The sequence below is a fragment of the Streptomyces sp. NPDC020884 genome (assembly GCF_044333935.1).
Classification (GTDB): domain Bacteria; phylum Actinomycetota; class Actinomycetes; order Streptomycetales; family Streptomycetaceae; genus Streptomyces.
Genome location: NZ_JBIRRY010000013.1, coordinates 230,780 through 244,513, shown reverse-complemented (window position 1 = coordinate 244,513; position 13,734 = coordinate 230,780). Strand labels below are relative to the sequence as shown.

General features: G+C 70.9%; 11 protein-coding genes. 7 read left to right on the top strand and 4 right to left on the bottom strand.

The features are described from left to right. Nucleotides 1–171: 171 nt before the first annotated feature. From ACH4UK_RS34140 to cseC, 4 genes are all read left to right on the top strand, one after another. On the top strand, nt 172–843 hold the full coding sequence (locus ACH4UK_RS34140; RefSeq protein ID WP_398362689.1) for a SigE family RNA polymerase sigma factor: 672 nt from the start codon (nt 172–174) through the stop codon (nt 841–843). 236 nt (nt 844–1,079) lie between these two features. Then, nucleotides 1,080–1,739, top strand: coding sequence for a hypothetical protein (locus ACH4UK_RS34135; RefSeq protein WP_398362687.1), 660 nt, complete (start codon nt 1,080–1,082; stop codon nt 1,737–1,739). A 46-nt stretch (nt 1,740–1,785) separates the two neighbouring features. Next, nucleotides 1,786–2,493, top strand: coding sequence for a two-component system response regulator CseB (gene cseB, locus ACH4UK_RS34130; protein WP_398362685.1), 708 nt, complete (start codon nt 1,786–1,788; stop codon nt 2,491–2,493). A 66-nt stretch (nt 2,494–2,559) separates the two neighbouring features. Beyond that, the gene (cseC, locus tag ACH4UK_RS34125; RefSeq protein ID WP_398362683.1) at nt 2,560–3,897 is read left to right on the top strand and encodes a two-component system sensor histidine kinase CseC; all 1,338 of its coding nucleotides are present in this window, start codon (nt 2,560–2,562) and stop codon (nt 3,895–3,897) included. A gap of 280 nt (nt 3,898–4,177) precedes the next feature. Here cseC and ACH4UK_RS34120 read toward each other — a convergent pair whose 3' ends face one another. Continuing rightward, entirely contained in the window at nt 4,178–4,873 is a 696-nt protein-coding gene (locus tag ACH4UK_RS34120) for a M23 family metallopeptidase (protein WP_398362681.1), read from the bottom strand. Nucleotides 4,874–5,330: 457 nt separating this feature from the next. On the opposite strand from ACH4UK_RS34120, the gene ACH4UK_RS34115 reads away from it, so the two are divergent. Further along, nucleotides 5,331–5,744, top strand: a complete 414-nt coding sequence (locus ACH4UK_RS34115; protein ID WP_398362679.1) for a trypco2 family protein — start codon at nt 5,331–5,333, stop codon at nt 5,742–5,744. Further along, the gene (locus tag ACH4UK_RS34110) at nt 5,741–8,998 is read left to right on the top strand and encodes an NACHT domain-containing protein (protein ID WP_398362677.1); all 3,258 of its coding nucleotides are present in this window, start codon (nt 5,741–5,743) and stop codon (nt 8,996–8,998) included. The genes ACH4UK_RS34115 and ACH4UK_RS34110 overlap by 4 nt, the downstream gene beginning before the upstream one ends. Before the next feature lie 119 nt (nt 8,999–9,117). Here the strand turns inward: ACH4UK_RS34110 and ACH4UK_RS34105 are convergent, their stop codons facing one another. Continuing rightward, nucleotides 9,118–11,646, bottom strand: coding sequence for an ATP-dependent Clp protease ATP-binding subunit (locus ACH4UK_RS34105; RefSeq protein WP_398362675.1), 2,529 nt, complete (start codon nt 11,644–11,646; stop codon nt 9,118–9,120). Nucleotides 11,647–12,096: 450 nt separating this feature from the next. Here ACH4UK_RS34105 and ACH4UK_RS34100 point away from each other — a divergent pair, with 450 nt between their 5' ends. Beyond that, a complete protein-coding gene (locus ACH4UK_RS34100; RefSeq protein ID WP_398362673.1) occupies nt 12,097–12,699 on the top strand; it encodes an SCO3374 family protein in 603 nt (200 codons plus the stop codon). On the opposite strand, the gene ACH4UK_RS34095 is transcribed toward ACH4UK_RS34100, so the two are convergent. Continuing rightward, nucleotides 12,678–13,013: an Lsr2 family protein gene (locus tag ACH4UK_RS34095; RefSeq protein WP_003968298.1), complete on the bottom strand. Its 336-nt coding sequence runs from the start codon at nt 13,011–13,013 to the stop codon at nt 12,678–12,680. The two genes, ACH4UK_RS34100 and ACH4UK_RS34095, sit on opposite strands and share 22 nt — an antisense overlap. A gap of 144 nt (nt 13,014–13,157) precedes the next feature. Then, the gene (locus ACH4UK_RS34090) at nt 13,158–13,727 is read right to left on the bottom strand and encodes an amino-acid N-acetyltransferase (protein WP_398362672.1); all 570 of its coding nucleotides are present in this window, start codon (nt 13,725–13,727) and stop codon (nt 13,158–13,160) included. Nucleotides 13,728–13,734: the final 7 nt, after the last annotated feature.

Here is a 13,734-nt window from a genome sequence, read left to right as displayed (position 1 = left end):
CTCGCCCTGGGCTGTTACACAACCGATGGGCAGCCGTGCACCGGCCTACGGCTGCTCCGCACATCGCCGTGACAACCCCTCCGTAGCGTCTCCGACAGCAGGACGGCCGGACCGCGGAACACCCCGCGGCCCGGCGGTACACGGGGATGTTCGGGGACGGAGGCGGTTGTCATGGCGCAGGGCGAGGTGCTCGCGTTCGAGGACTACGTACGCACACGGCAGGAGGCGCTGCTGCGCAGCGCGCGCCGTCTGGTTCCCGACCCCGTCGATGCCCAGGACCTGCTGCAGACCGCCCTGGTGCGCACCTACGGCCGCTGGGACGGCATCGCCGACAAGTCCCTGGCCGACGCCTATCTGCGCCGCGTCATGATCAACACCCGTACGGAGTGGTGGCGGGCGCGCAAGCTCGAAGAGGTGCCGACCGAGCAGCTGCCCGACGCGAGCGTCGAGGACGGCAGCGAGCAGCGCGCCGACCGCGCCCTCCTGATGGACATTCTGGGCATTCTGGCTCCCAAGCAGCGCAGCGTCGTCGTGCTGCGACACTGGGAGCAGATGAGCACGGAGGAGACGGCGGCGGCGCTCGGCATGTCGGCCGGTACGGTCAAGAGCACCCTGCACCGGGCCCTGGCGCGACTGCGCCAGGAGCTGGAGAGTCGCGAGCTGAACAGCTGCGAGGCGGTCGCCCGGGAGACCGGGGGCCACCGGAGCGCGGCGCCGGTCGCCTCCGCCCGGGTCCCCGCCCAGCGGTCGCCGGTCTCGACGGTGCCGGGGGCGAGGGCGCACACACCGGCGCAGCGGAACGGGCGTCACGACGAGCGGGGGATGGAGCGGTGCGCGGCCTGAGCGGCAGCAGCAGCGGTGGGGGCGGGGGCGGCTTCGGGCACGAGGACGCCTGGCGCGGCTCCTCCGCGAGCGGCTCTTCCCGGAGCGGCTCCCCCGTGAGCGGTTCTTCCTTGAGCAGTTCTTCCCTGAGCGGCTCCCCCGTGATCGGTTCTTCCCGGAGCGGCTCTCCCTTGAGCGGCTCGGACGACGGCGACGACCCGGTCAGACCGGGGCGAACCCGGCGATTTCGTACAGGTATGGCGGCGAGTGGCACGGCCTTGGCCGGACTCGCCGCCTTCGGGCTGTTCTGCGTCGGCTGCTCCACGGGCGGCACCGGCACCCGGGACGAGGGGCCCGCCGGCAGTCAGCCGGTCGCCCAGATCACCCCGCAGCCCAGCCCTTCCGGCACGACCCCGCCCGTCCGGCGGGTCGACGCCGTACGGCTCCTCAAGGCCGATCCCAAGGTGGGCGATCAGGTCAGGGACGGGTTGCGGCCCTGCGCGGGCAAGGCCTATCCGATCGACACCTCCTACGGGTCGATGACCGGCGGCCGGGCCGCCGATGTCGTGGTCAACGTGATGAGCTGCGCCGATTCGGTCGGCATCGGGACGTACGTCTACCGGGCGGACGCCGACGGCTCGTACGAGAACGTCTTCTCGGCCGAGGTCCCCGCCGTCTACGGAACGATCGACCGGGGCGACCTGGTGGTGACGACCCAGGTCTACGGGTCGAAGGATCCGCTGGCGTACCCCTCCGGCTCGGAAGTGGTCACCTACCGTTGGGCCGGCGACCGCTTCACCGAGCACGACCGGGTGCACAACGACTTCAGCCGTGCCGTCGAGGGCGCGGACGGCGACCTGCCCGTGCAGTCCGAGCCGGTGGAACCGGTGGAACCGGCGGAGCCGGGCAGAAACTGAGGTCCCACCGGTGAACGAGCAGGAACGGAAAGCGAGAAGCAGCTCCATGGCCGAGACCCACGTCCTCTTCGTCGAGGACGACGACGTCATCCGTGAGGCCACCCAGCTCGCCCTGGAACGGGTCGGCTTCACGGTCACCGCGATGCCCGACGGGCTCTCCGGCCTGGAGGCCTTCCGCGCCGACCGGCCGGACATCGCCCTGCTCGACGTGATGGTGCCGGGCCTGGACGGGGTGAGCCTGTGCCGCCGCATCCGGGACGAGTCGACCGTCCCGGTGATCATGCTCTCCGCGCGCGCCGACTCCATCGACGTGGTGCTCGGCCTGGAGGCGGGGGCCGACGACTATGTCACCAAGCCCTTCGACGGCGCGGTCCTGGTCGCCCGCATCCGGGCGGTGCTGCGCCGCTTCGGCCACGCGGCCGGGCCGGACGGCCTGGGCGGTACGGAGGAGGACGGCGAGGCGCTCGGCGGGTTGCTGGTCTTCGGTGATCTGGAGGTCGACACCGACGGCATGGAGGTGCGGCGCGCCGGCGAGCAGGTGGCGCTGACGCCCACCGAGATGCGGCTGCTGCTGGAGTTCTCGTCCGCGCCGGGCACCGTCCTCTCCCGCGACAAGCTTCTGGAACGGGTCTGGGACTACGGCTGGGGCGGCGACACCCGGGTCGTGGACGTCCACGTCCAGCGGCTGCGCACGAAGATCGGCCAGGACCGGATCGACACGGTCCGCGGCTTCGGCTACAAACTGCGCGGATGATGCGGGCATGAGGCGGCCGACGGGGACGGAACGGCCTGCGGGCATGGAGCGGCCGGTGAGGCGGGGATGAAGCGACTGGCTCTGCGGACCGGTGTCCGCTGGAAGATCAGCATCGCCATCGCCGCGGTCGGCGCACTCGTCGCGGTGGCGCTGAGCCTCGTGGTGCACAACGCGGCCCGCGTCTCGATGATCGAGAACGCCCGCGAGGTGCAGCTGGAGCGGCTGCTGGGCGCGCAGCGCTTCTACGAGGCGACGAGCATGCAGAAGGGCGGGCCGAAGTTCGGGGCGAAGCTCAACGACCCGACGATGCCGCCGAGCCTGCGCGACGAGGTCCGCAAGAACCGCCGGGCCACCCATGTGACGCAGGGCCCCGACGGGGTCCCCCAGGTCTGGGCGGCGGTGCCGCTGGCGGGCGGGGACGTGCTCTCGCTCCACACCCGCTTCGCGGACCGCTCCGCGACGATCATGGACGATCTGGACCGGGCCCTGATCATCGGCTCGGTCTCGGTGGTGTTCGGCGGCTGCGCGCTCGGGGTGCTCGTCGGCGGCCAGCTCTCGCGCCGGCTGCGCAAGGCCGCGGCCGCTGCGGGCCGGGTCGCCCAGGGGCAGACGGACGTACGGGTCAGGGAGGCCGTCGGCGGTGTCGTCCGCGACGAGACCGACGAGCTGGCGCGGGCGGTCGACGCGCTGACCGACGCGCTGAACGAGCGGATCGAGGCGGAGCGCCGGGTCACCGCGGACATCGCCCATGAGCTGCGTACCCCGGTGACCGGGCTGCTCACGGCGGCCGAGCTGCTGCCGCCGGGCCGCCCCACCGAGCTGGTACGGGACCGGGCCCAGGCGATGCGCACGCTGGTCGAGGACGTCCTGGAGGTGGCCCGCCTGGACAGTGCGTCGGAGCGGGCGGAACTCCAGGAGCTGCCGCTCGGCGAGTTCGTCAGCCGCCGGATCGGGCTGCTGGACCCCGCGGTGACCGTACGGGTGGTGCACGAGTCGTGGGTCTCCACCGATCCGCGCCGGCTGGAGCGCATCCTCGGCAATCTGCTCGGGAACGCCGCCAAGCACGGCTCCACCCCGGTGGAGGTCACGGTCGAGGGCCGGGTGGTGCGGGTCCGCGACCACGGTGCGGGCTTCCCGGAGGAGCTGCTGCGGGACGGGCCGAGCCGGTTCCGTACCGGAAGCATGGACCGGGCCGGGCACGGGCACGGGCTGGGCCTGACGATCGCGGCGGGCCAGGCGCGGGTGCTGGGGGCCCGGCTGACCTTCCGCAACGCGGCGCCCTCGGGTGCGGCGGAGGGCACGGGCGGGGCGATCGCGGTGCTGTGGCTGCCCGAGCACGCGCCGACGGCGACGGGAAGCTTCCCGATGCTGCGGATGGCCGACCAGCGGCAGCCGTCGGACTGAGCCGCGCGCGCCCGCCGGGCAGGGCGGCGGAACACCGGGGCGCGGGAACGCCGAGCGCGGGAACACCGGGGCGCAGGGAACACCGAGCGCGAGAACGCCGACGGCGACCCCGAGGAGTGAGCCGTGAGGCTGTCCTCGACGTCGCCGTCGGTCGGGTGACCCGGGCGCACGCCCCGGGTACCGGGGTGTAACGGGTCCACTGACACTTTTCGGTTGTGCTGCGCGACCGGCCGGGCGCCGGGTGGCGCCGGGCGTGGGTCGCGCGGTTACGCCGGCCGGATCAGATGGAGACGTGCACCGAGCGGAGGAACGCGGCCGGGTTCAGCGCCGAGCCGTAGTTCGGGCTGGTGCGGATCTCGAAGTGCAGGTGCGGGCCGCTGGAGTTTCCGGTGTTGCCGGACAGGGCGATCTTCTGGCCCGTCTTCACGGTCTGGCCGATCTTCACGTTGACCTTCGACAGGTGCGCGTACTGCGAGTACTTGCCGTTGGAGTGCTTGATCACGACGGCGTTGCCGTACGCGGGGCCGTCACCGGCGCCGTTCGGGCCGGCCTTCACGACGGTGCCCTTGTGGGCGGCCACGACGCTGGTGCCGATCGGCACGGCGAAGTCCTGGCCGGAGTGCTTGGCGGCCCAGCGGGCGCCACCGGTGCCGTAGCTGGCGCTCAGCGTGTACTTCTTGACCGGGGACTTCCAGGAGGCGGCGTTCTTCTTCGCGGCCTTCTTCTTGTCCTCGGCCTTCTTCTTGGCGTCGGAGGCCTTCTTCGCGGCCGCCTTGCCCTGCGCGGTCGCCTGCTGGGCGACCGAGTCCGCGGCGGTGCTCGCGGCGAGGGGAGCCGCAGCGGTGTCGGTGCCGCTGGAGGCGAACGCCGATCCGGCACCCAGCACCACGGACGCCCCCAGGCCGGCGGCCAGGACGGCGCCACGGACGCGGAAGGCGGACGGGCGGATGGTGTGCTGGTTCGTTGCGCGCTTCATACGAGGAAGTCCTCCGGAGGTGAGTGGACCCGGCGTGCTGTCCGGGCTTGCTCCACCTTGGTAACCCGCACCCCCGCCGGTACTCAAACCCCCCATCTACGAAGAAAAGCCGTAGAGGGGGCTGGGGGAATTCGCCGCGCTTGTCCCCTTACGCGAAGGCGACACGGGCGACGAAATCCTTCGCGCGGAAGACGTTTAACGCCTGTTCCATGGGGACCTTTCCGGACATGGCACCGCGAAACGGGCGTATAACCCAAAACATCGAAAGGGCCTGCCGACGCCGGGCCGAAGGTCCCACGGCCGATCATGGCCCTTTCTCCTAGCCCGGGTAGTAGGCCTGTTTCGGCCTGTGCGCCTTGTCACCGCCGGTGGGACCTAAGTCCTTCCGATTCGGGACCTTCGGCCCGCTACTTCACTACGCTGACGGGAAAGCGGCACCGGACCCCGGGGGGACCCCATGACGGCCGAGAACACCCACGCAGCCGAGAACGCCCACGCCCTGGACGGCATCGAGCTCGCCGATGCCGTCGCGTCCATCCGCAACCAGCTCATCGACGCGGCGACCCGGGCCACGGACCACCCCGTCTCCTTCGCGGTCGGCGACATCCAGATGGAGTTCACCCTCGAATTACGCCGGGAGGCCAGGGCGGGCGGCAAGGTGAAGGCCTGGGTGGTCGAGGCGGGCACGGACGCCGCCCGCACCACCGGCCGCACGCACAAGGTGGCCTTCACGCTGACCCCGCGCAACGCCGCGACGGGCGAGGCCTGGGAGATCGGGACGGAGGACGACGGCTCCACGGCCGGATTCGGCGAGGGGCACGGCCACGACGGCTCCACGGCCGGGTCCGGCGAGGGGTCCGCCCGCAGGTGACCGCGACGAGCCCGTCCGTCGCCCATCTCGCCGACCGTACGGTGGTCGTCTCCGCGGTCCACCAGGGCAGCGGCGTCCTGCTGACCGACCGGCTCGTCCTGACCTGCGCCCATGTGGTCAAGTCCGGGTCCGTCCTCATCGCCCACCCCGCCCTCCCGGACCGCGTACCGGCCGCCGTCGCCTGGATCGACCACCGGCTGGACGTGGCCCTGCTGGAGGCCGCCGAGCCGGTGCGGCCGGTCCCTCCCGTGCGGCTCGGCGTGGTGGACACCCGCCAGGCGATACCGGGGTGCGAGATCACCGGCTTCCCCCGTCTCCAGCGCTACGGCCCCGACCGGCGTCTGGAGGCCGACCACTACACGGCGACCGTCCTGCCGATGGCGGGCCGGGTCCGCGACCTGCTGGTCTGCGACCTCGACGGCCCGCCCGCCGGCCGCCCCGACGACGAGCCCGCCGCCCTGTCCGGGCTCTCCGGCGGCCCGGTCTTCATGGGGGACGTGCTCCTCGGCATCGCCCGCCAGGTCCCGCGGCAGCGCGACGGCCGCCGGGTCGAGTGCGTCCCGCTGGCCCCGGTCCTGGCGGCGAACCCCTTCCGCCTCGTCCACCAGCGGGCCGGGATCGACCTGCGCCAGGAACGCGTCCACGGCAGCTTCCCGCGCGACCTGCGCTACGAGGCGGAGTACGCGCGGGCGCTCGGCGTCGCGTACCGCCGTACGAAGATCTTCGGCCTGGACGAGCTGAGCCGGCACGACTCCGAGTGGGACCTGGACACCGCCTACCTCAGCCTGGAGGCCCAGGCGCAGGACCGGTCCACCCCGGGCCCGCCCCTCCCCCAGCGCATCGACGCCCTCCTCACCGGCCGCCCCCGGGTCCTGCTGCGCGGCGAGGCCGGCGCGGGCAAGACGACCCTGCTGTGGTGGCTGGCCGCCCATGCCTCGGCCCGCACCCTGGACGACGACCTGGCCCCGCTGAACGGCCTGGTCCCCTTCGTGGTGCCGCTGCGCACCCTGCGGGCCCGCGGCGGTACGTTCCCGGGCCCGGCGGAGCTCTCGGGCCCGGCAGGTCTGGTCGTCGACGCGGCCCCGGAGGGCTGGGCGGGCCGGGTCCTGGAGGCGGGCCGCGCTCTCCTGCTGGTGGACGGGCTGGACGAGGTGCCGCCGGAGGACCGTGAACAGGCGCACACCTGGCTCTCGCAGCTCCTGACCCGCTACCCGGAGACCCGGTGCGTCGCGACCGTACGCCCCCTGGCGGTCGAGCCGGACTGGCTGCGCTCCGAGGGGTTCGGGGAGCTGCGGCTGCTGCCGATGCGGAACGAGGACATCCAGGCGTTCGTGACCTCCTGGCACCGGGCCGCCCGGCTGTCCGAGCAGGACGACCACGAGCGGCTCGACGAACTGGAACGTGATGTGTCCCGCCAGTTCGACCAGAACGCCACGCTCCGCGACCTGGCCCGTACGCCGCTGCTCTGCGCGGTGATCTGCGCCCTGCACCGCCGCCGCGACGGCTTCCTCCCGGAGACCCGCTGGAAGCTGTACCGCTCGGCCCTGGACATGCTCCTCGGCCACCGGGACCGCCGCCGCCGCATCAGCGACCCCGAGGGCATCGACCTGGGCGTCGAGGAGCACACCCAGCTCCTCCAGCGCATCGCGGTGTGGCTGGTCCGCGAGGGCCAGGCGGAGTTCACCCGGGACCAGGCGCTGCGCCAGCTCGGCCGGGCGCTGGCGGGGATGGAACGGGTGCGGGCCCAGGGCCCGCCGGAGAAGATCCTGACCCATCTCCTCAACCGCAGCGGTCTGCTCCAGGAGAACACCGACGACACCTACCAGTTCATCCATCGCACCTTCCAGGACTACCTGGCCGCCAAGGAGCTCATCGAGGACGACCACCTCAACGAACTACTGCTCCACGCGGACGAGGAGTCCTGGCAGGACGTGATCCTGCTGGCGGCCGGGCACTGCGACCGCCGCCAGCTGGCCTCGCTGGTGGGCGGTTTGCTGAACGCGGGCGAGACGCACGGCCGGGGGACGATCGACCGGACCGACCTCCATGTGCTGGCCGCCCTGTGCGCGCAGCACGCGACCTGGCTGGACGGGTCGATACGGGACCGGGTGCGGGACACCATGGAAGCCCTGTTCCCGCCCGCGGACGACGACCAGGTGCACGCACTCGCCCGGCTCGACGAGTCGGCGCTGGCCTTCCTGCCCCCGCCCGGGAGCCTGGTGGCCGACGGGCCGCTCGCCCAGCGGGTGGTGCAGCTGCTCGGCAGGATCGGCGGCAGCGCGGCCATCCCGTACGTCCGGGCCTGGTCGGTCGCCCATCCCTCAGCGGTCCGGGACCTCACGACGAACTGGTCCGCGTTCCCGCCGGAGCAGTTCGCCGCCGACGTGCTGGCCCACTACGACCTGACCGAGCACTTCGTGCTGGCCCAGCGGGCACAGCTGAGCGCCCTGCGCCGGCTGCCGTCCCTGCGGCACCTCGTCGTCTCCGGCGAACTGCCCGAGGACGAGCTGCGCGCGGCGCTCGCGGAGCTCCGGCTGCACGTCCTCTACCTCCATATGAACCCGCACCTCACCGACCTCTCCGTGCTCGGCGCCCAGGCCCCGACGCTCCAGCAGCTGGGCCTCGACACCTGTCCCGCCGCGCGGAGCCTCGCCCCCCTGGCCGCACTGCCCTGCCTGGTCGCGCTGAACGTGGACATGATGAGCAGACCTGCCGACTTCCTGTCCCCGATGCCCGGTGTGCCGGCGCTGCGCTACCTGGAGATCAGCCGCCTCGCGTCGGGCGAGGTGAGCCGGCTGCCCGTGCATCCCGGAGTGAGCCACCTCAAGGTGAGCAGCGACCGGCCGGTGACGCTGGACGGTCTCGCCGCCTGGGAGTCGCTGCGCGATCTCCAGGTCTCGCAGGCCCTCTCGCTCGGCCACGCGGTGACCGCCGCGCGGGAGCACACCCGGATCACCCGGCTGCGGCTCGGCCTGACCTCCTGGAAGGGTCCGCTCTCCGCCGGTCCCCCGGTCACCTCGCTCAGGGAGCTCACCATCACGGCGCCCCGGAGCAGCGCGGACCTGGCGCTGATCGGCCGGCTCTTCCCCGGGCTCACCCACCTCACCCTGACCGCGCGCCGGTCGGCGCCCGAGCTCGACCTCACGCCGCTGCGCGCGTCGCCCGAGCTCCGCGTGACGGTCCGCCGGGGCCACACGCCCCTGCTCCTGGGGTGGGAGGAGCTGGGCGACCGGCTCAAGGTCCTCACCTACTGACCCGGCCCCCGCGCCGGGCAGAAAGAGCCGGGCAGAAGAAAGGGGCTGCCCCGGACCGGCCGTGAAGCCGGTTCCGGGGCAGCCCCTTCACACGCTCGGGCTCACGCCCTACGCAGGTGTCACGCGTCCTTCGTCAGGTTCGGGCCGGCGCCGCCTGCCGCCTGCTCGATCGGCGGGACGTCGGGCAGAGCCGACTTCTCCTCGCCGCGGAAGGTGAACGTCTTCTCGTCACCCTCGCCCTCGGTGCCCACGACCACGATGTGACCGGGACGCAGCTCGCCGAAGAGGATCTTCTCGGAGAGGATGTCCTCGATCTGCCGCTGGATCGTCCGGCGCAGCGGCCGGGCGCCCATCACGGGGTCGTAGCCCTTCTTGGCCAGCAGCGCCTTGGCCTCGGCACTGAGCTCGATGCCCATGTCACGGTCCTTGAGGCGCTCGTCGACCTTGGCGAGCATGAGGTCGACGATCTGGACGATGTCTTCCTCGGTCAGCTGGTGGAAGACCACCGTGTCGTCGACACGGTTGAGGAATTCCGGCCGGAAGTGCTGCTTGAGCTCTTCGTTGACCTTGGTCTTCATCCGCTCGTAGTTCGTCTTGACGTCACCCTGGGCGGCGAAGCCCAGGTTGAAGCCCTTCGAGATGTCCCGGGTCCCGAGGTTGGTCGTCATGATGATGACCGTGTTCTTGAAGTCCACGACCCGACCCTGGGAGTCGGTCAGGCGACCGTCCTCCAGAATCTGGAGCAGGGAATTGAAGATATCGGGGTGGGCCTTCTCGACCTCGTCGAAGAGGACGACGGAGAACGGCTTGCGGCGCACCTTCTCGGTGAGCTGGCCGCCCTCCTCGTACCCCACGTAGCCGGGGGGCGAACCGAAGAGGCGGGAAACCGTGTGCTTCTCGCTGAACTCCGACATGTCGAGGGAGATCAGCGCGTCCTCGTCGCCGAAGAGGAATTCGGCGAGCGTCTTGGAGAGCTCGGTCTTACCGACACCGGACGGGCCGGCGAAGATGAACGAGCCACCGGGGCGCTTCGGGTCCTTCAGGCCGGCTCGCGTACGGCGGATCGCCTGCGAAAGGGCCTTGATGGCGTCCTTCTGCCCGATGACGCGCTTGTGGAGCTCGTCCTCCATGCGCAGCAGACGGGAGGACTCCTCCTCCGTCAGCTTGAAGACCGGGATTCCGGTGGCCGTGGCCAGGACTTCGGCGATGAGCTCGCCGTCGACCTCGGCGACGACGTCCATGTCGCCGGCCTTCCATTCCTTCTCCCGCTTGGCCTTCGCCGCCAGCAGCTGCTTCTCCTTGTCGCGGAGGGAAGCTGCCTTCTCGAAGTCCTGGGAGTCGATGGCCGACTCCTTGTCCCTGCGGACACCGGCGATCTTCTCGTCGAACTCGCGGAGGTCCGGCGGCGCGGTCATCCGGCGGATGCGCATCCGGGATCCGGCCTCGTCGATCAGGTCGATCGCCTTGTCCGGCAGGAAGCGGTCCGAGATGTACCGGTCGGCCAGGGTCGCGGCCTGGACGAGCGCCTCGTCCGTGATGGAGACCCGGTGGTGGGCCTCGTAACGGTCGCGCAGGCCCTTGAGGATCTCGATGGTGTGGGGCAGCGACGGCTCCGCGACCTGGATGGGCTGGAAGCGGCGCTCGAGAGCGGCGTCCTTCTCCAGGTGCTTGCGGTACTCGTCGAGGGTGGTGGCGCCGATGGTCTGGAGCTCACCGCGCGCCAGCATGGGCTTCAGGATCGAAGCCGCGTCGATGGCGCCTTCCGCGGCACCCGCACCGACCAGCGTGTGGAGCTCGTCGATGAACAGGATGATGTCGCCGCGGGTGCGGATCTCCTTGAGGACCTTCTTCAGGCGCTCCTCGAAGTCACCCCGGTACCGGGAGCCGGCGACCAGGGCGCCGAGGTCCAGGGTGTAGAGGTGCTTGTCCTTGAGGGTCTCGGGCACCTCGCCCTTGACGATCGCCTGGGCCAGGCCCTCGACGACCGCCGTCTTGCCGACGCCGGGCTCGCCGATGAGGACCGGGTTGTTCTTGGTCCGGCGGGACAGCACCTGCATGACCCGCTCGATCTCCTTCTCGCGCCCGATGACCGGGTCGAGCTTGGACTCACGAGCGGCCTGGGTGAGATTCCGGCCGAACTGGTCGAGCACCAGGGACGTGGAGGGCGTGCCCTCGGCGGGACCGCCTGCGGTGGCCGCCTCCTTGCCGCCCGAATACCCGGAAAGCAGCTGGATGACCTGCTGCCGGACCCGGTTCAGGTCGGCGCCCAGCTTCACGAGGACCTGGGCGGCGACGCCCTCGCCCTCGCGGATCAGGCCGAGCAGGATGTGCTCGGTGCCGATGTAGTTGTGGCCCAGCTGAAGAGCCTCGCGGAGCGAAAGCTCCAGGACCTTCTTGGCTCGCGGCGTGAAGGGGATGTGCCCGGAAGGAGCCTGCTGGCCCTGCCCGATGATCTCCTCCACCTGCTGGCGGACCGCCTCGAGCGAAATCCCGAGGCTCTCCAGGGCCTTAGCGGCGACACCCTCACCCTCATGGATCAGGCCCAGGAGGATGTGCTCGGTGCCGATGTAGTTGTGGTTGAGCATCCGGGCTTCTTCCTGAGCCAGGACGACAACCCGCCGCGCGCGGTCGGTGAACCTCTCGAACATCGTTAATCGCTCCTCAGAGCGGTCGGTCAGTGAGGGGTCGGTCCCCTCCCAGTCCTTCCGCATGCTAGTCCCGCAGGACGGGACAGCTCATTCCAACTGCCGACATCCGTCCGGATCACCCCCGCACCGGCGGGGATTCTTACTGCCGAACAGCTGACAACTGCTCCAACCCGATGGTGCGAGACGATGTTCCCGCAGGCCAGGCAGATACCCCTTTCGCCAGTACGCCGATGGCGAACGTGAGACGCCTCGGCCAGCGTGTCGCCCCTTCCCACTAGGAAAGTCTTACCCGCAATCACGGACAGTCCATGCGGCGCACCCCCGTTCCCTCCGCTACGGGCGAACAACCTCGCGCCGCTGAACGCCTTCGCACGCCCCCACACCCCGGACGCACCGTGATGCGACGCGGACCCTGCGTAACCCCGGGGGTGGTTCCGCGGTTCATCGGGCATGACCCCTACCGTCCCGCAGCCCCGATCGTCACCCGATGCCGCTCCGGGTTCCGCGGACGCCGCTCTCGCCCGGCGGTATGCGCGGGAGCTGGGCTGGGCCACCGCGGGACGCGCTCCGCTGCGGCTGCTGACCGGGGTGGGCTTCGATGTGCTGGAGCTGCCCGCCGAGGCCGGTCACGCCGTGCTGCGGCGCGGGGTGCGCACCGGTCCCGTGCTGCTGTCCGGTGCGCGGATGGGGCTGCTGGTCGCCGCGGGCGGCGCCGATGAGCTGCCGGGGCTGCTCGACTGGCTGGAGTGGGGCCCCCTCGCCCCGGACCTGACCGCCGTGGGTGCGGGGGGCCGCGTCACGGCCCCGCCCCTCCCGGGCGCACCGGGGGACTCGCCGGGGGCCGCTGTGTGGCTGCGGCCCCCAGAGCCGAGGCGGACGCCCGAGCCGGTGCTGCCGGCTCTCGCGGGCTTCGGGAGCAGCGGTGGGGATGCCCCCGATCTCGTACGCCTGGTGGACGCCGCGGCTACGGAATGCCATCGGGTCCGGTTGTCACGTGCCCGTTCCGGGGTGTCGACAAGAGATGCCGCAGATCAGCCGTTGGCCTTCTCGTAAGCCTCACGGATCTCGGCGGGAACACGGCCGCGGTCATTCACATTGTGGCCGTTCTCCCGCGCCCACCGGCGGATTTCCGCGGTGTCCTTGTTACCGCCGGCCACGGCACGGCCCTTGCCGCGGCCCGTGGCGGCACGGCCACCGGTGCGACGTCCACCCTTGGTGTAGGGCTCGAGAAGGCCGCGAAGCTTGTCCGCGTTGGCCGTGGTGAGGTCGATCTCGTACGTCTTGCCGTCAAGGGCGAACGTGACGGTCTCGTCGGCCTCGACACCGTCGAGGTCATCGACAAGAAGGACCTGAACCTTCTGTGCCACGGGATTTCCTTTCATCGAAAATGGAGTACGCGGAAAGGAAACCGCTTTTCCCTCGAAAACACAAACCCCCGGGAGAGGTTCAGCAGCCCGAGAAGACGGGAAACGTGCGCGATTCGGACATAGGGTTGCAGGTCCTTCTGCAGATCACAGGTGCAGAAGCATCCGGCTGTTGCCCAAGGTGTTCGGCTTCACTCGTTCGAGACCGAGGAACTCCGCGACGCCCTCGTCGTAGGAACGCAGCAGCTCACTGTAGACATCGGTGTCGACGGGCGTCTCTCCGATCTCGACGAAGCCGTGCTTCGCGAAGAAGTCGACTTCGAAGGTGAGACAGAAAACCCTGCGGACACCGAGCCATCGCGCGGTCTGCAAGAGCTTGTCCAGTACGTGATGCCCGACTCCCGCGCCCTTGACGCGGGGGTCGACGGCAAGGGTCCGCACTTCCGCCAGGTCTTCCCACATGACATGAAGTGCGCCGCAGCCGATGACCCCCGCGTCCTCGTCGCGTTCCGCGACCCAGAACTCCTGGATGTCCTCGTAAAGGGTGACGGTCGCTTTGTCGAGCAGGATGCCCCCGGACACGTACCCGTCGAGGAGTCGGCGTACGGACGCGACATCGCTGGTCCTGGCCCGCCGGACGGTGATCGCGGGCTTATTTACCGACGGGTCGGTATGGAGTTCGGTATCCGGGTCGCTTTGCGGCTGTTCTGAGGACATGCCCCGA

What these genes read in the sequence shown, in the direction of transcription:
- ACH4UK_RS34140 (WP_398362689.1), top strand. Translation starts at nt 172, where the DNA reads ATGGCGCAGGGCGAGGTGCTCGCGTTCGAGGACTACGTACGCACACGG.
- ACH4UK_RS34135 (WP_398362687.1), top strand. Translation starts at nt 1,080, where the DNA reads ATGGCGGCGAGTGGCACGGCCTTGGCCGGACTCGCCGCCTTCGGGCTG.
- cseB (WP_398362685.1), top strand. Translation starts at nt 1,786, where the DNA reads ATGGCCGAGACCCACGTCCTCTTCGTCGAGGACGACGACGTCATCCGT.
- cseC (WP_398362683.1), top strand. Translation starts at nt 2,560, where the DNA reads ATGAAGCGACTGGCTCTGCGGACCGGTGTCCGCTGGAAGATCAGCATC.
- ACH4UK_RS34120 (WP_398362681.1), bottom strand. Translation starts at nt 4,873, where the DNA reads ATGAAGCGCGCAACGAACCAGCACACCATCCGCCCGTCCGCCTTCCGC.
- ACH4UK_RS34115 (WP_398362679.1), top strand. Translation starts at nt 5,331, where the DNA reads ATGACGGCCGAGAACACCCACGCAGCCGAGAACGCCCACGCCCTGGAC.
- ACH4UK_RS34105 (WP_398362675.1), bottom strand. Translation starts at nt 11,646, where the DNA reads ATGTTCGAGAGGTTCACCGACCGCGCGCGGCGGGTTGTCGTCCTGGCT.
- ACH4UK_RS34100 (WP_398362673.1), top strand. Translation starts at nt 12,097, where the DNA reads ATGACCCCTACCGTCCCGCAGCCCCGATCGTCACCCGATGCCGCTCCG.
- ACH4UK_RS34090 (WP_398362672.1), bottom strand. Translation starts at nt 13,727, where the DNA reads ATGTCCTCAGAACAGCCGCAAAGCGACCCGGATACCGAACTCCATACC.